Source organism: Dietzia sp. IN118 (assembly GCF_032905965.1).
Classification (GTDB): domain Bacteria; phylum Actinomycetota; class Actinomycetes; order Mycobacteriales; family Mycobacteriaceae; genus Dietzia; species Dietzia kunjamensis.
In genome coordinates, this window is the sequence record NZ_JAUMSR010000001.1 from 2576493 (window position 1) to 2591373 (window position 14881).

The window sequence follows — 14881 nt, forward strand, 5'->3', positions numbered from 1 at the left end:
GTTCAGCGCTGGCTGATCGGGGTGAAACTCCGCTCGGCCGGGCCGGTATAGACCTGACGCGGGCGGTTGATCTTGGTGGACGGATCCTCGCGCATCTCGCGCCAGTGCGCGATCCACCCGGGCATACGGCCGAGCGCGAACAGCACGGTGAACATCTCCGTCGGGAAGCCCATCGCGCGGTAGATCAGGCCGGTGTAGAAGTCCACGTTCGGGTAGAGCTTGCGCTCGACGAAGTAGTCGTCGGCGAGCGCCGTCTCCTCGAGCTTGAGCGCGATCTCGAGCAGCGGGTCGTTGCTCTGCGACAGCAGCGCGTGCGCGTGCTTCTTGGCGATCTGCGCGCGCGGATCGTAGCTCTTGTAGACGCGGTGGCCGAAGCCCATCAGCTTGACGCCGTCGACCTTGTTCTTGACCCGGTCCATGTAGTCGGTGGCGTCGCCGCCCTCCGAGTCGATCCGCTCGAGCATCTCCAGCACCGCCTGGTTGGCGCCACCGTGCAGCGGACCGTACAGCGCGTTGATGCCACCGGTGATCGAGGCGTAGAGCGGGGCCTCGGACGAGCCGACCATGCGGACGGTGGAGGTGGAGCAGTTCTGCTCGTGATCGGCGTGCAGCACGAGGAGCATGTCGAGGGCGTCGGCGACCTCGTCGGTGACCTCGTAGTCCGGACCGAACGTCATCCGCAGGAAGTTGCGGACGTACCCGAGCGACGGGTCCGGGTCGATGGCGTCCTTTCCGCCCCGGATGCGCTCGATCGCGGCGGCCAGGGTCGGGCCGCGACCGAGGAGTCGGGCGGTGGCCAGGTCGACGGCCTTGGGGTCGTCGATGTCCAGGTCGTCACCGTGGGTCCCGAAGAGGCTCACGCCGGCCGACAGGACGGGCATCGGGTGGGTGTCCCGGGGGAAGGCCTGCAGCAGCGGCATCATCTGGCCGGGCAGCGTCGTCTCGGCGAGCACCTTCTCGGTGAACTCGGCGAGCTGGGCCTCCGTGGGGTCCTCACCGTAGATGAGCAGGTAGGAGACCTCGAGGAAGGACGCGTTGTCGGCGAGCTGGTCGATCGGGTACCCGCGGTGGCGGAGGATGCCCTCGTTGCCGTCGATGTAGGTGATCGAGGAGGTGCACGCGGAGGTGTTGACGAACCCGACGTCCAGGGTCGTCATCCCCGTCTTGGCCAGCAGGGAACCCAGCTGCACCGCGTCGCTTCCGCAGGTCGCTTCCACCACATCGAGTTCGAGCTCACCGCCGGGGTAGGACAGTGTTGCATTGCGGTCCGAACCGTTCGAGCCTGCGGTCACGCGATTCCCTCTCCGACGACTGGTCCCGGCGGCCTGAATCCCGCCACGAATGTGCTGTGCCACACCCTACCGTGAGGGCGGAGCACGGTTCGAAGGGAGTTCTCAGACGCTCCCCCCACGGCCCCACAGCGTGTCTGGACGCGGGTGGTCAGGGCTGGAGCCTGCGGGCGGTCCACGTCTCCCCCGCCAGGAGGCACTCGACCCGATCGTGGAAGCGGTCCGGACCGCCCTGCCAGAACTCGACCCGTTCGGGCACCAGCCGGAACCCGCCCCACCTGTCCGGCATGGGGATCTCGTCCACGCCCGCCAGTCGCTGCTCCGCGGTCGCGTACAGCGACTCCAGCTCCTCCACGGATTCGGCAGGTCGGGACTGCTCCGAGGCCCACGCCGAGACCTGCGACCCCCGGGGCCGCGTGCGCCAGTAGTCGAGGCTGTCCGCCCGGTCGACCGGATGGCACGGGCCCTCGATGTGGACCTGACGCTCGGCGACCAACCACGGGAAGGTCACCGACGCGTACCCGGTCTCCGCCAACTGCGTGCCCTTGCGGGACGTCGTCGTCGTGAAGAACGTCACCCCCCGCTCGTCGGCGCCCTTGCACAGCACCGTCCGGGTCGAGGGCCGGCCGTCGGCACCGACGGTGCCGAGCACCATCGCGTTGGGCTCACGGACACCTCGGCGACCCGCCTCCTCCAACCACGCGGTGAACAGCGGCAGCCACCCGTCGTCCAGGTCGGCGACGTCCAAGCGCGGATGCAGGCCGTACCCGACCCGCATCACGTCGAAATCGGCCGGTTCCAGGGCGGGTTCCTCCATGACCCAGACGGTACTCCGGGCCACGGACGGGCCGGACTACGATGGACCACGTCCCACACCCCGACCGAACGGCACCCCAAGAGCATGAGCGATCAGCTGCCCACCATCCCCGCCGACCTCAAGCCCGCCGACGGCCGCTTCGGCTGCGGCCCGTCCAAGGTCCGTCCCGAGCAGATCGCGGCCGTGTCCGACGCCGCCACCACCGTGATGGGCACCAGTCACCGGCAGGCCCCGGTCAAGGATGTCGTGGGCCGCGTGCGCGACGGCCTGTCCTCGTTGTTCTCCCTGCCCGAGGGGTACGAGGTCGTGTTGGGCAACGGCGGCACCACCGCGTTCTGGGACGCCGCCGCCTTCGGCCTGGTCCGCGAGAAGTCGCTGCACCTGACCTACGGTGAGTTCTCGTCGAAGTTCGCGAAGGTCACCGGCGGTGCGCCGTTCCTGGCCGACCCGATCGTCATCTCCGCCGAGCCCGGTTCGGCCCCCGAGCCGACCTCGGACCCGTCGGTCGACCTCATCGGCTGGGCCCACAACGAGACCTCGACCGGCGTCATGCTCCCCGTGAGCCGCCCGGCCGGCTCGGACAACGCGCTGGTGGCGATCGACGCCACCTCCGGCGCCGGCGGACTGCCCGTCGACATCGCCGACACCGACGTCTACTACTTCGCCCCGCAGAAGTCGTTCGCCTCGGACGGTGGCCTGTGGGTGTCGATCATGAGCCCGGCCGCGCTCGCGCGGGTCGACGAGATCGCCGCCACCGACCGCTGGTGCCCGGACTTCCTGTCCCTGCCGACCGCGGTGGACAACTCGCGCAAGAACCAGACGTACAACACCCCGGCCGTGGCCACGCTGATCATGTTCGCCGAGCAGATCGAGTGGATGAACTCCCAGGGCGGTCTGGACTGGTGCGTCGCGCGCACCAAGGACTCGTCCTCGCGCCTCTACGACTGGGCCGTGGCCAGCGACTACGCCACCCCGTTCGTCACCGAGGCGGCCCACCGCTCGCAGGTCGTGGGCACCATCGACCTCGACGAGAAGATCGACGCCGCGAAGGTCGCCAAGACGCTGCGCGCCAACGGCATCCTCGACACCGAGCCGTACCGCAAGCTGGGCCGCAACCAGCTGCGCATCGGCATGTTCCCGGCGATCGAGCCGGAGGACGTCACGCAGCTGACCCGCTGCATCGACCACGTGGTCGGCCAGCTCGCCTGATCGGCGTCCTCCGGGGCCACCCGCGCAGCATCGTCTGCAGTTTTCCGCAGCCCACCCGGCCCGTCCGCGCGCCGGGTGGGCTGTGCTGACCTACCATGTGGATCAACGCCCAGGACCCGGGTGCGCGCCACTCGACCCCTCGAGCCGCCCACGGGACCGCGAGGAGTCGAGGAGGCGGCATGCGGAAGCTGAGGATCGTCGGTGTGGACACCGAGTCGTCGGTCGTCGAATGCGAGGTCCCGGACTCCGGCGAGAAACTCTCCCTCCCACTCGATGATCGTCTGCGGGCGGCCGCCCGTGGTGAGTTCGTGCCCGGTGGTGGGTCCGGTCGGGCTCCCGTGACCGGTACGCTGCGCCCCCGCGAGATCCAGGACCGCATCCGGCACGGCGCCTCCCCGGAGGAGGTCGCCGCCGACGCCGGCGTGTCACTGTCGCGGATCCAGGGGTTCGCCGTGCCGGTGTTGTTGGAACGCGCCAACGCCGCCGACATGGCCAAGGGCGCCCATCCGGTGCTGCCGGACGGCCCGGCCCTCAACACGCTCGCCGACCGGGTGGGTGCCGCCCTCGACCGCCGTGGCGTGGACCCGGACCTGGTCGTCTGGGACGCCTGGCGTGACCGGTCCGGTGGGTGGGTCGTCCGTACCTCCTGGCCGGCGGGCCTGTCCGACGACGCCAGTGCGACGTGGTCGTTCGTCCCCGACTCGCACGGCGGTTCGGCCCGGGCCCTCGACGACGAGGCGGAGAACATCCTCGACCCCTCGCGCGCGACGGCGCTGCGCTCGGTCTCGTCTCCTCCCCCGCTGCCGCCGGGCCCGCCGCCGATCCGCGCGGTCCCCGCGCCGTCCGCCGCGCCGGCCACCCCAGCCGGATCGTCGACACCAGCCGGACCGTCCACCCCCGCCGCATCCGCCCCTCCCGCGGGGACGGGACCGGTGGCGTCCGGGCGGTCGGAGCCGACGTCCGGCGCCTCGCGCCCCGCGGGGGTGCGAGGCGGGAACGACAACGACGACGACGACAACACCGACAACGAGGACTTCCTCCAGCCCACGCCCACCGAACCCGAACGACGCCCCTCGCGCCGTCATCCCACGATGCCCTCGTGGGAGGACGTCCTGCTCGGGGTCCGCGGTAAGGACGACTGAGTCCGGTCATGGGACACCACGTCGCAACCTTCTGGTATCTCGCCACGGACGATCCCGCCGCACCGATCCGGGCGGGACAACCGTCCGACCCCGGTTTCGCGCGACGTCTGCTGTCGCGGCTGTTCCCCACGGTCACGGTGGCGTCCCTGGGCGCGTTCCCGCTCAACCGCTCGGCCTCGGCCGGGCCGGGGGAGATCTACGTGGGCTCGTTCCCGGGACTCACCGTCGTCCAGACCCCGATGGAGGGGCCCATCACGCCGTCCGCCACCCCGGAGTCGTGGCTGAAACTGGTGGAGGCGCCCACCATCCTGCTGTTCGCCCAGGATGCCGAGGACGGGGTGAGCGGATTCGCCCGGTGGGAGTCGGGGCGGCTCGTGCGGGCGTTCGCTGGGGCCGACGACCGGATCGTCGAGGACGAGGGCATGCCCCTGCCGTTCGAGAGGCCCTACTGGGCCGGCGAGTTCCCGCTCGACACGGCGACCGACACCCCCCTGGCGTTGCCGTTCTCGCCATCGTCACTCCTCCACGCCGCCCACCGCGACTGGCTCGGCTTCGACCTGGAGCCGGGGGGGCTCGACGTGCCGGTCCACGGGTTCGCCACCGACGGTCGCCGCGAGGTACGCCAGCACACCCCGCTCTCCGGGCCGGCACTGCACGTCGTGGGGATGCCGGGCCGCGCCGAGCTCCACGCGGCCGCGAGGCGTGCCGCCGGCGTCGGGTCCGACACGGACGCCGATGGCGACAGCGCCGCCGGCGGGCCCTCCCCCTACGCCGACGACGACTACGAGCGGCTCCCCTCCGGATCCCGCGGGCCGGGCGGGGGTGCGCGCGGCGGCCGGATACGGAGCATCGCCGGCCTCGTCGGTGACGCCGTGCGCCGGGGCGCGGACTCGGTGTCCCGCCGCCGTCGCGACGGCGGATCCCGCTAGCGGGTCGACGCGGCCCGTCGCGAGCGGGTCAGTCCCGGCGGGACCGCTCGTAGAACGCGACCGCCGCGGCGGTGGCGACGTTGAGCGAATCCGTGCCGTCGGTCATGGGGATCGCGGCCCGCACATCGCAGGCACGCATCGCGTGCTCGGTGAGCCCCGGGCCCTCCGCGCCGAGCACGAACGCCACCCTGTCGGCGTCGACGGCCCGGGACAGCGGGGTGTCGGCGGACGGCGTCAGGGCGACGGTCCGGAAGCCCCGCTCCCGCAGGCCCTCGAGCGAACGCTGCCAGGTGGTGGGCGTGCCGGGCAGGTGGGCGAACGGCAGGCGGAGCACGTGTCCCATCGACACCCGCACGACCCGCCGGTAGAGCGGGTCCCCGGCCGCCGCCCCGAACAGCACGCCGTCGACCCCGAGGGCAGCGCAGTTGCGGAAGATCGCGCCGAGGTTCTCGGGGTCGTTGACGCCCTCGAGCACGACGAGCGTCCGCGCGCCGTCCAGCACCTCCTCGACCGGCAGTGGTGCGGGCCGGTCCGCGGCGGCGAGGATGTCGCGGCTGGACCGGAAGCCGATCACCTCGCTGAGGACGTCCTTGGTGGTGCGCAGATACACCGCGTCGCCCGCGCGCTCGTCGGCGTCCCACCCCTCGGCGGCGGCCTCCCTGCGCAACTGGTGCAACCGCGCGTCGGTACCCAGGAGGACGTGTGGCCGGAAGCGCGAGAGCAGCATGCGGCCCACGACGTACGTGCCCTCGGCGATCACCAGTCCCCGCCCGCCGGGCAGGTCGGGCCGCCGGTCGGAGTTGTTGAGGTCGCGGAGGTCGTCCAGCCTGGGGTCGGCGGGGTCGGAGACGTCGACGACGTGCACGGTTCGGTCGCTCCTCCCGCCGGCCGGTCAGGCCAGCGCGTCGGTGATGGGACCGATCGCGAAGTACACGACGAACGCGACCGCGACGATCCAGAGGATCGGGTGCACGGTGCGGCCCTTGCCGGTGGCCGTTGCCATGACGACCCAGGCGATGAAACCGATCCCGATGCCGTTGGCGATGGAGTACGTGAACGGCATCGCCACGATCGTGAGGAACGCCGGTAGCGCGACCGCGAAGTTGGTCAGGTCGATCGCCTTGATCTGCGAGATCATCAGCGCACCCACGATCACCAGCGCGGGCGCGGCGGCCTCGACCGGGACGACCTCGTACAGCGGGGTGAAGAACATCGCCAGCAGGAACAACCCGCCCGTGACGACGTTCGCCAGGCCCGTCCGGGCTCCCTCGGCGATGCCGGAGGCGGACTCGAGGAACACCGTGTTCGACGACGACGAGGTCAGACCGCCGGCGACGGCACCGAATCCCTCGACGACCAGCGCGGCCTTCATGTTGGGCAGGTTGCCCTTGTCGTCCATGAGCTCGGCTTCCTTGCCGAGGCCGGTGAAAGTGCCCATGGCATCGAAGAAGTTGGCGAGCAGCAGGGTGAAGACGAACAGGCCCGCGGCCAGCGGCCCGATGCGGACGAACGCGCCGATGAGGTCCACCTGGCCGATCAGCGACAGGTTCGGGATGCCCCCGAGAGAATCGGGGATGCCGGGGACCGCGAGGCCCCAGCCGGTCGGATTGGGCTCACCGTCGACGAAGGACGGGCCCGCGTCCGCTAGGGCCTCGACGATCACCGCGAAGACCGCGGTGACGACGATGCCGATGAACAGGCCGCCGCGGATCTGGCGTGCGACGAGGATTCCGCAGAGCAGGAGACCGACGACGAAGACGAAGGTGGGCCACGAGGCGATCGACCCGTTGATGCCGAGCCCCACCGGGACGGTGGTGCCGGCCGCGTCCGGGAGGCGGCGGACGAAACCGGAGTCGACGACACCGACCATCGCGATGAACAGGCCGATGCCGACGGCGATGGCCGCCTTGAGCTCGCCGGGCACCGCGTTGAACACGGCGGTGCGGAACCCGGTGACGGCGAGGATCACGATGATGATGCCCTCGATGACCACCAGGCCCATGGCCTCGGCCCAGGTCACCTGCTGCGCGATGGTGACGGCGACGAGCGAGTTGATCCCCAGGCCCGTGGCGAATGCGAAGGGGTACCGCGCGATCGCACCGAACGCGATGGTCATCACGCCCGCCGTGAAGGCGGTGACCGCGGCGATCTCGACGATCGACAGCTGGTTGCCCTCGACGTCGGTGCCCGAGCCGAGGATCAGCGGGTTGAGGATGATGATGTAGGCCATCGCGAAGAAGCTGACGAGCCCGCCGCGGACCTCGCGGGACACCGTCGAGCCGCGCTCGCTGATCTTGAAGTAGCGATCGAGCGCCCCGACCTTGGTGGGGGGCTGCGACGGGGCCCCGGTGCTCTGCGACATCTGGTGACCTTCCTGAGCTGTGGGTGAGGAACCGTCATAGAGTAACCGCCCCGCCGCCTGCGGTAGCGTCGCGGTCATGACGGACGAGTCGACAGACCCGGGGGTCCCCCGGATTCCCGCCTACCTGCTGGACCCCCGACCCGTCGTCATCATCGGCACCCTGGCGTGGACGTTGGCCCTCCTGGCCCACATGCTCATGGAGGAGGTCGACATGCGTTCGGTCATCCTGGGCGCGGTCGGCGTCGGCGTCGGGGCGGTCGGCACGATCGTCTACGCACTGCAGCGCCGGGCCGTACTACGCGGCAGCGCGGGTGCCCAACAGGGCCTGGACTACGACCTGGACTGAGCGGGTCAGTCCGCGGACGTGGGCTCGTCGACAGACGTCTCGGCGTCCCCACCCTCGTGGGGGGCGGCCGCACCGGACGCGGGGTGGCCGGACGCGGCCTGATCGTCCGTGCGGTCATCGGCGGCGGAGCGGGCACGTGCGGTCGCGGCGAGCTGCTGGGGCAGGACCACCACGTCGACGGCGGCGTCGTCGTACGCGTAGGCAACAGCCGGCCCGGTGTCGGAGGGGATCTCGACCTCGCTGTGGGCGCCGCAGCCGTACTCGAGGTGGACGACCTGCCCGTCGGCGGAGAACTCGTTGGCGCAGACGCCGAACAGGGCGCCCAGGGACCCGGCCACGGGCACCAGGAACCCACAGGTCCCACAGTGGTGCTTGGCGGCCCGGGCGATCTCGGTGTCCGGTCCGCGCTCGACCGTCCACCGGTCGGCGGCGGCGGCCCGCCCCTCCCAGCTCAGGCGATGCGGTCGGCCGAGACCGATCGGCCCCGCGGCGTCGTCCAGCTCGTCGTCGCCGTTCAGCGTGTAGCCGGGGACGAGCCGGTCGTCGTCCTCGGGCGGCGGGAGCAGATCCCCGGCGCCGAGGTCCCCGGGCCGGATGCGCCGATCCCACGGCACCCACTCGGGGGCGACCAGCGCGTCCGCTCCCGGGAGGAGCGCGATCTCGTCGACGGTCAGGTCACCACCGGGCACGAGCGCGAGGACGCAGGCCCAGTACCAACCTCGGTACCCGGGCAGCTCGGAGGCGAACCGGTGCGTGGTTGTGAACTCCGCCTCGACGGTGCTGCCGAGGTGCTCCCCCACACCCTCCGCGGCGAACTCCTCGACCGCCGACCGGGCCACGTCGACGCCGGAGGCCAGCCGCTCACGCAGCGCGCCGTCGAAATCCGACCCCTGATCCGTGCCTACCCCGGTGTTCACCCCTCCCATTATGCGCATCTCCGCGTGGAGGTCACGGCCCGGCCCGTCGTGCGGCATCCTGGGGGGCATGCGCAGCGCCCTCGGCCCGGTCGGCCCCCTCGTCGTGTCCCTGAGCCTCGTCGCCGCACTCACGGCGTGTTCCTCGGACGACGGAGGAGCACCGCCCGCCACCACCTCCGCCGGCGCTTCCCTGGCCTCGTCGAGCGTCCCCGCCGGCTCGGCCGCCGGGAGTTCGGCGGCCCCCCGGGTGCCGGTCGGGCCGTCGGACCCGCAACCCGCGCGCGGCTCGGTGGAGGTCGTGCGCACGCTCGAGCACGACCCGTCCTTGTTCACCCAGGGGCTACAGGTGGTGGGCGACGAGATCTACGAGTCGACGGGGCGGGTCGGCAGTTCCGTGGTCCAGCGTCGACCGCTGGGGGGTGGCGAGCCCGCGGTGACCGTCGCCATGGCGGGGGACGAGTTCGGCGAGGGCCTGGCCGTCACCCCCGACACCCTGTGGACCCTCACCTGGCAGAAGGGCATCGCCCACAACCGCGACCCGCAGACCCTCGAGGTGCGCTCCGAGGTCCCGTACGAGGGCGAGGGCTGGGGCCTGTGCTCCGACGGCACGGCGCTGGTGATGAGCGACGGCTCCGACACCCTGACCTTCCGCGACCCGACGACCTTCGAGCCGACCGGACGCGTGTCGGTGACGTCCGGGGGCACGCCGGTCACCCGGCTCAACGAGCTGGAGTGTGCGGACGGCTCGGTCCTCGCGAACGTGTGGATGACCGACGAGATCGTGCGGATCGATCCCGCGACGGGGCAGGTCACCGCGATCTACGACGCCGGGCAGCTCCAGCAACCGCGGCCGGCCGACCCGGATGCGGTGCTCAACGGCATCGCGGCGCTGCCGGACTCCGGGAACGTCCTGCTCACCGGCAAGCTGTGGCCGACCATGTACGAGGTGCGCCTCGTTGGGTGAGCGTCACACCGGACCCGCGCGCCGCGCCGTCTCCTCCGCCGGACGGGGCGTGCGCCGGGTCTTCCACGCCGACGGCGCGGACCGCTCGGGGCTCGCTCCGCTCAGCTACGTCACGGTCGCCAACTTCGCCTGCGACGCGATCCTCGCCGTGGCCCTGGCGAACACCCTGTTCTTCTCCGCCGCGACCGCGGAGTCCCGCGCCAGCGTGGCGCTGTATCTCCTGGTCACGGTCGCGCCGTTCGCACTGATCGCGCCGGTCATCGGCCCTGCGCTGGATCGCCTGCACCGGGGCCGACGTCTCACCGTCTCACTGACGTTCACCCTGCGTGCGGTGCTGGCGGTGGTCCTCGCGCTGAACTTCGACTCCTGGCTCCTGTACCCCCTCGCGCTGGGCATGCTCGTGTTGTCCAAGACGTTCGGCGTCGTCAAGGCGTCCATCACCCCCCACGTGCTGCCCCCGACCCTGGACCTGGTCCGCACCAACTCCCGCCTGACCGTGCTGGGGCACGTCTGCGGCAGCCTCATCGCAGGGGCCACAGCCGGCGCCGTGGCGTGGCTGTGGGACTCCGACGCCGCCCTGTGGTTGCTCGCAGCGGTCGCCCTCGTCGCGGCCTACGTCGCCGTGACCATCCCCGCGCACGCCGAGGCGTCCCGGGACGAGGAGTCCGCCACCCTGCGGATGGAGCGGGGCCCGAGTCTGACCGGTGACCTCCGGGCGGTCCTCACGCGGCCGCTGGGCAGGAACGTCCTGGCGAACCTGTGGGCGGTGTCGCTCCTGCGTTTCATGACCGGCTTCCTCACCCTGTTCCTGGCGTTCATGGCCAAGGCCCAGGAGGACGCCACCGCGATCGAGCAGGCCGGCCTCCTGGCGATGGCGGGCGCCGCCGGCGGGCTGGGTACCTTCACCGGCAACGCCGTCGGTGCGCGGCTCCCGCTGGGACGGCCCGAACGGATCGCCGGCACGGCCGCGGGGGCGGCCCTGGCGACGGCCGTCGTCGCCGCGTTCCTCGGGACCATCTGGGCCGCGGCCGTCCTCGCGCTCGTCGCGGCGGTGTGCAGCGCCCTGGGCAAGGTCGCCCTCGACGCGTCGGTCCAGACGGACATCCCGGACGCCGCACGCTCCTCGGCCTTCGGTCGCTCCGAGACCGCCCTGCAGGTGGCGTGGGTCCTCGGCGGAGCACTGGGCGTCCTCCTGCCGACCGACTTCACCGTGGGGTTCTCGGTGATCGCCGTGGTCGGCGCCCTGATGTTCGCGCAGTCGCACCTGACCGGCCGCGGGTCGACCCTCGTCCCCGGCCTCGGCGGCAACAGGCCGCGCTTCCCGGGCCCGCCGCGCGACCCGGGTGTGGCCGACACCCGGCCCCTCGGCAGAATGAGGGAGTGAGTTCCCGCAACGAGACCCCGTCGACCGGCTCCCGTATCCGTCCCATCACCTGGGCGATCGCGGCGTGGATGATCATCATGATCGCCGCGATCGTCGGCGCCTGGCAGGGTTCGGAGGCCCGGTACGGTGCACTACCCGAGGTGACCGTCGCGAGCGATCGCGGCCAGGTGACCGTGCTGCCGTTCACCGCGACCGACCTGGACGGGAACACCTTCACCAATCCGGTCGGCGAGTTCCGGGTGCAGGATGAGGACGTCCTCACCGTCCGGCTGCCCGGAGAGCTGCGTGCGTCGACGATGGACGTCTATGAGATCCGCGCCGACGGCTCCCGCGACTACACCGTCGAGGCCGGCGGGCCGGGCCAGCTGCTGGTGCCCGTGACCACCCCGGAGGAGGGCCGGATCGAGGGCCTCGCCATCCGTGCGGTCGCGATCGTCTATGCCGCTGACGGGTCGGAGTCGATCCTCAACGGCGAGTGGTCGGTGCGCTTCACCTACGCCGACTGATCCGTGGGTCAGGCGTCCAGCTCGCGCGCGACCGCGCGGAGCACCGACGCCACCCGGCCCGAGACCTTGGCCTCCGGCCGGTGACCACGGCGCAACTCGGGCTGGACGGTCGACTCGAGCACCTTGATCATGTCCTCGACCATCCCGTGCAGCTCGTCCGCCGAACGTCGGGGCCCGCTCCTCGGGGCCCGCTCCTCCGCGACCGTCGGCTCGTCGTGGACCACCACGCGCAACGCCTGGGGGCCGCGGCGCCCGGAGACCATGTCGAACTCCACGCGCTGGCGCGGACGCAGCGTCTCGAGCCCTGCGGGGAGCGCCTCGGAGCGCACGTAGACGTCCTCTCCGCCCTCCTGGGACAGGAAACCGAAGCCCTTCTCCGCGTCGTACCACTTGACCTTGCCGCTGGGCACCGCGAACCACCTTCCGACCGGACGCGGGATACGCGACCGACAACCATGACTGATGCCCCGAGACTACCCTCGTGCGCGTTGGTGCCCACCGCGAGGCGAGCGGTAACCTCCCCGTGTGACCGCCGACGATCGACGCCCTGCCGACGACCCCTGGACACCTGACGCCGCCGCGTCCGCGCGGGCAGCCGACCCCGTGCGGCCACGACGCCGGGGCCTGTTCGTGACGGCGCTCGTCATCTTCACGATCGGGGTGCTGTTCACCGTCGCGGCGGCGCTGACCCCGTTCGTGCTCGGCCGCGACGCGCCGACTCTCCTCTATCTCGGGGCGATGTCGTTCACCCCGGTGGGGTTCCTGCTGGGACTGCTGTACGCCATCCTCGGCTCGCGGCCGCCGTCGGTGTGACCAACCACACCCGTCCGCGAACGTCGCTGGTAACGAGCCGATAACGGCGCGCACGTCAGACCCACACTGCCTCGGTTTATTTCAGAATGGTGACGATCCGGCATCGGACCGCTACAGTTTCGTAGCAGACTCGTCAGCGAGTCGGCATCGGACGCACCTACCGAACCCCGCCCAGCGGCCGATGCCACAGTGACCATTACCCGGGCGGGGACGGGGGACCCGACAGGGCCCACCACGGGCCCGGCGACCGATGGTCGCCTTGGGGTGAAGCCGCCACCGGCGGCCGGACGCACTCGTCCGAACCCGACAGCTCACCCCGTAGGCACAGAGTGAAAAGGACTGACGACATGACCTCTTACACCGGACGCCACCGTGCCGCCGCCGCCTCCTCAGCGCCCAGGAACGCTGTGAAGGTTGTCCTCGCAGGCACCGCGTTCTCCGCCGCCGGCCTGGCCCTCGCGCCGGCCGCCAACGCCGCCCCCGACTCCGACTGGGACCGCCTGGCCCAGTGTGAGTCCGGCGGCAACTGGGGCATCAACACCGGGAACGGGTACCAGGGCGGCCTGCAGTTCTCGCCGAGCACCTGGGCCGCCTACGGCGGTACGCAGTACGCCCCGACGGCCAACCAGGCCACGCGCGAGCAGCAGATCGCGATCGCCGAGAAGACCCTCGCCGGTCAGGGCTGGGGCGCCTGGCCCGCCTGCTCGGCCAAGCTGGGCCTGAACTCCGCGCCGACCCCGCGCGACCTGTCCAACCCGGCGCCCGCGCCGGCCCCGCGTGCCCACGCCCCGGCCGCGCCCGCCGCCCCGGAGGCGGTCACCGCCGCCGATCACGTGGCGACCCTGTCCTCCTTCGCCGAGGGCCGCGGCATCGTGCTGCCGATCGCCGACACCTACGAGGCCAACCGGGACGCCGTCGACGCCGCCTACGCCGGCAACCAGGACCTGGTGGACGGCTTCTTCGCCACCTACCTGGCCAACTGACGCGTCACCCGCGCAGCCCCGGTCCACGGACCACGAGGAAGGGCCGCCACCCCCTGCAGGGAGTGGCGGCCCTTCCTCGTGTGTGAGTGCGTCGCGCTCAGCGGGTGCGGACGGTCCTGTTGACCACCGTCTCCGGGTGGAGGTAGCCCAGCCGATGCTGCGGCAGCGGGAAGGTCTCCTGCCCGAAAGGGGACAGGCCTCCCGCGACCAGCGCGGCGAGTTCGGTCACCGGGTGCTCGCCGAACGAGGCGTCGGGCCATCCCGGGTTGTCATGGGTCAGATTCTTCTTGGCAGCCACGTGTCCAGTGTCTCACCTCGCGGGCGTCCCGTCAGCATCCGGGTCGTATCGGACCCGGACGGTCCTCACCGCCGCCGCGATCTCACTAGGCTGGGACGGATCATGCCGAGTTCCCGAGCCTCCTCCCGCCGTGTCGCCCCCCGCCGTGCTGGTTCCCCCGGTGCCGCCGGCGACGAGCCGGACTTCCCCGCGTGGCTGGCCGGACTGTCCGATGACGCGCTCGTCCGCGTGTGCGAGTCGCGTCCGGATGTGGCCACCCCTCCCCCGGCCTCGGTCGACGTGCTCGCGTCGAGGCTGCGGTTGCCGGCGTCCACCGCCCGCGCGCTGGGGACCCTGACGTGGCCGGAGCTCGTGGTCCTGGCCACCGCCGCAGCGGTGGGAGCCGATTCCGGGGCGGTGCCGCTGGGTGCGGTGTCGGGCCGGTTGGGTGTCGACGACGACGAGCCCGTCTTCCACGCCGCCCTCGCCCGTCTCCGCGACCTCACCCTGCTCTGGGGCGGAGGGGACCATGTCCGGATGGCGCCCGTCACGGCGGTGGCCGTCCGGTCGGCCCCGGTGGTGGCGCCGCACCCCGGCGAGCCCGCGGGCGCCGACCTCGACGTCGCCTGGGGCGGCCTGTCCGCTCCGGCGGTCGGGGTGCTCGAGGCGATCGCCCGCGGGCGCACCCCCGTCGGGGCTCTCGGCGCCGGGGCGTCGGAGCCGGTGCGTGCCGCCGCGACAGAGCTGGCGGGCTCGGGGCTCGCGGAGGTGACCGGTGGGGACGACGGCGAGGTGGTCGTCCCGCGTGCCCACGCGCTGGACCGGGCCCGCCACGGCGCCCGCGACGAGGGATCGTCGCTGCTCCACGCCCCTGCGTGGGCCGCGCCGAGGGCCGGGGCGGCCGCGGGCGGGCGCGAGGCCTCCTCCGGTCAGTGGCGGGGTT

Annotated in this window: 16 protein-coding genes, 1 pseudogene and 1 riboswitch; of the genes and pseudogenes, 10 read left to right on the forward strand and 7 right to left on the reverse strand. The window is 72.1% G+C overall.

The window, feature by feature from the left end; genetic code table 11:
- Positions 1 to 2: 2 nt before the first annotated feature.
- On the reverse strand, positions 3 to 1292 hold the full coding sequence (locus Q2K20_RS12350) for a citrate synthase (protein WP_096905937.1): 1290 nt from the start codon (positions 1290 to 1292) through the stop codon (positions 3 to 5).
- Between the two features lie 148 nt (positions 1293 to 1440).
- Positions 1441 to 2106: a pyridoxamine 5'-phosphate oxidase gene (gene pdxH, locus Q2K20_RS12355; RefSeq protein ID WP_317176822.1), complete on the reverse strand. Its 666-nt coding sequence runs from the start codon at positions 2104 to 2106 to the stop codon at positions 1441 to 1443.
- 84 nt (positions 2107 to 2190) lie between these two features.
- Between pdxH and serC the strand changes: the two genes are divergently transcribed.
- The 3 genes from serC (at position 2191) to Q2K20_RS12370 (ending at position 5386) form a co-directional block, all read left to right on the forward strand.
- Positions 2191 to 3315, forward strand: coding sequence for a phosphoserine transaminase (serC, locus tag Q2K20_RS12360; RefSeq protein WP_317176823.1), 1125 nt, complete (start codon positions 2191 to 2193; stop codon positions 3313 to 3315).
- Between the two features lie 179 nt (positions 3316 to 3494).
- A complete protein-coding gene (sepH, locus tag Q2K20_RS12365) occupies positions 3495 to 4457 on the forward strand; it encodes a septation protein SepH (RefSeq protein ID WP_317176824.1) in 963 nt (320 codons plus the stop codon).
- Positions 4458 to 4465: 8 nt separating this feature from the next.
- Positions 4466 to 5386 (forward strand): DUF6928 family protein, encoded by a 921-nt coding sequence (locus Q2K20_RS12370; RefSeq protein ID WP_185951314.1) that lies wholly within the window; start codon positions 4466 to 4468, stop codon positions 5384 to 5386.
- 28 nt (positions 5387 to 5414) lie between these two features.
- Here Q2K20_RS12370 and Q2K20_RS12375 read toward each other — a convergent pair whose 3' ends face one another.
- Complete coding sequence (locus tag Q2K20_RS12375) at positions 5415 to 6251, reverse strand: TrmH family RNA methyltransferase (RefSeq protein ID WP_256819857.1); 837 nt, start codon at positions 6249 to 6251, stop codon at positions 5415 to 5417.
- A 27-nt stretch (positions 6252 to 6278) separates the two neighbouring features.
- Complete coding sequence (locus Q2K20_RS12380) at positions 6279 to 7748, reverse strand: NCS2 family permease (protein WP_067712674.1); 1470 nt, start codon at positions 7746 to 7748, stop codon at positions 6279 to 6281.
- Between the two features lie 76 nt (positions 7749 to 7824).
- Between Q2K20_RS12380 and Q2K20_RS12385 the strand changes: the two genes are divergently transcribed.
- A complete protein-coding gene (locus tag Q2K20_RS12385) occupies positions 7825 to 8094 on the forward strand; it encodes a DUF2530 domain-containing protein (RefSeq protein WP_067712676.1) in 270 nt (89 codons plus the stop codon).
- Positions 8095 to 8099: 5 nt separating this feature from the next.
- On the opposite strand, the gene Q2K20_RS12390 is transcribed toward Q2K20_RS12385, so the two are convergent.
- Positions 8100 to 9020 carry a DUF3027 domain-containing protein gene (locus tag Q2K20_RS12390; RefSeq protein ID WP_301163097.1) on the reverse strand — a complete coding sequence of 307 codons (921 nt, stop codon included), beginning with the start codon at positions 9018 to 9020 and terminating at the stop codon, positions 8100 to 8102.
- Between the two features lie 58 nt (positions 9021 to 9078).
- Between Q2K20_RS12390 and Q2K20_RS12395 the strand changes: the two genes are divergently transcribed.
- The 3 genes from Q2K20_RS12395 to Q2K20_RS12405 are packed head-to-tail and all read left to right on the forward strand — an operon-like array spanning position 9079 to position 11865.
- Positions 9079 to 9975, forward strand: coding sequence for a glutaminyl-peptide cyclotransferase (locus Q2K20_RS12395; RefSeq protein WP_096907333.1), 897 nt, complete (start codon positions 9079 to 9081; stop codon positions 9973 to 9975).
- Positions 9968 to 11359: an MFS transporter gene (locus Q2K20_RS12400; RefSeq protein WP_119193209.1), complete on the forward strand. Its 1392-nt coding sequence runs from the start codon at positions 9968 to 9970 to the stop codon at positions 11357 to 11359. The genes Q2K20_RS12395 and Q2K20_RS12400 overlap by 8 nt, the downstream gene beginning before the upstream one ends.
- Positions 11356 to 11865 carry a DUF2771 family protein gene (locus tag Q2K20_RS12405; protein WP_159148728.1) on the forward strand — a complete coding sequence of 170 codons (510 nt, stop codon included), beginning with the start codon at positions 11356 to 11358 and terminating at the stop codon, positions 11863 to 11865. The genes Q2K20_RS12400 and Q2K20_RS12405 overlap by 4 nt, the downstream gene beginning before the upstream one ends.
- A gap of 8 nt (positions 11866 to 11873) precedes the next feature.
- Here Q2K20_RS12405 and Q2K20_RS12410 read toward each other — a convergent pair whose 3' ends face one another.
- Entirely contained in the window at positions 11874 to 12275 is a 402-nt protein-coding gene (locus Q2K20_RS12410) for a cold-shock protein (protein ID WP_159148729.1), read from the reverse strand.
- Positions 12276 to 12390: 115 nt separating this feature from the next.
- Here Q2K20_RS12410 and Q2K20_RS12415 point away from each other — a divergent pair, with 115 nt between their 5' ends.
- Both Q2K20_RS12415 and Q2K20_RS12420 read left to right on the forward strand, forming a co-directional pair.
- Complete coding sequence (locus Q2K20_RS12415) at positions 12391 to 12678, forward strand: hypothetical protein (RefSeq protein ID WP_268091709.1); 288 nt, start codon at positions 12391 to 12393, stop codon at positions 12676 to 12678.
- Positions 12679 to 12859: 181 nt separating this feature from the next.
- Positions 12860 to 13017: riboswitch (cyclic di-AMP (ydaO/yuaA leader) on the forward strand.
- Between the two features lie 8 nt (positions 13018 to 13025).
- A complete protein-coding gene (locus tag Q2K20_RS12420; protein WP_132063566.1) occupies positions 13026 to 13661 on the forward strand; it encodes a transglycosylase family protein in 636 nt (211 codons plus the stop codon).
- Positions 13662 to 13758: 97 nt separating this feature from the next.
- Here the strand turns inward: Q2K20_RS12420 and Q2K20_RS12425 are convergent, their stop codons facing one another.
- On the reverse strand, positions 13759 to 13959 hold the full coding sequence (locus Q2K20_RS12425; protein ID WP_067712692.1) for a hypothetical protein: 201 nt from the start codon (positions 13957 to 13959) through the stop codon (positions 13759 to 13761).
- A 102-nt stretch (positions 13960 to 14061) separates the two neighbouring features.
- On the opposite strand from Q2K20_RS12425, the pseudogene Q2K20_RS12430 reads away from it, so the two are divergent.
- Positions 14062 to 14881: pseudogene (locus tag Q2K20_RS12430) on the forward strand (hypothetical protein); the annotation flags it as partial.

Excerpts from the sequence above, each read along its gene's own strand:
- serC (WP_317176823.1), top strand. The coding sequence starts at position 2,191 with ATGAGCGATCAGCTGCCCACCATCCCCGCCGACCTCAAGCCCGCCGAC.
- Q2K20_RS12385 (WP_067712676.1), top strand. The coding sequence starts at position 7,825 with ATGACGGACGAGTCGACAGACCCGGGGGTCCCCCGGATTCCCGCCTAC.
- Q2K20_RS12395 (WP_096907333.1), top strand. The coding sequence starts at position 9,079 with ATGCGCAGCGCCCTCGGCCCGGTCGGCCCCCTCGTCGTGTCCCTGAGC.
- sepH (WP_317176824.1), top strand. The coding sequence starts at position 3,495 with ATGCGGAAGCTGAGGATCGTCGGTGTGGACACCGAGTCGTCGGTCGTC.
- Q2K20_RS12390 (WP_301163097.1), bottom strand. The coding sequence starts at position 9,020 with ATGGGAGGGGTGAACACCGGGGTAGGCACGGATCAGGGGTCGGATTTC.
- Q2K20_RS12380 (WP_067712674.1), bottom strand. The coding sequence starts at position 7,748 with ATGTCGCAGAGCACCGGGGCCCCGTCGCAGCCCCCCACCAAGGTCGGG.
- Q2K20_RS12420 (WP_132063566.1), top strand. The coding sequence starts at position 13,026 with ATGACCTCTTACACCGGACGCCACCGTGCCGCCGCCGCCTCCTCAGCG.
- Q2K20_RS12370 (WP_185951314.1), top strand. The coding sequence starts at position 4,466 with ATGGGACACCACGTCGCAACCTTCTGGTATCTCGCCACGGACGATCCC.
- pdxH (WP_317176822.1), bottom strand. The coding sequence starts at position 2,106 with ATGGAGGAACCCGCCCTGGAACCGGCCGATTTCGACGTGATGCGGGTC.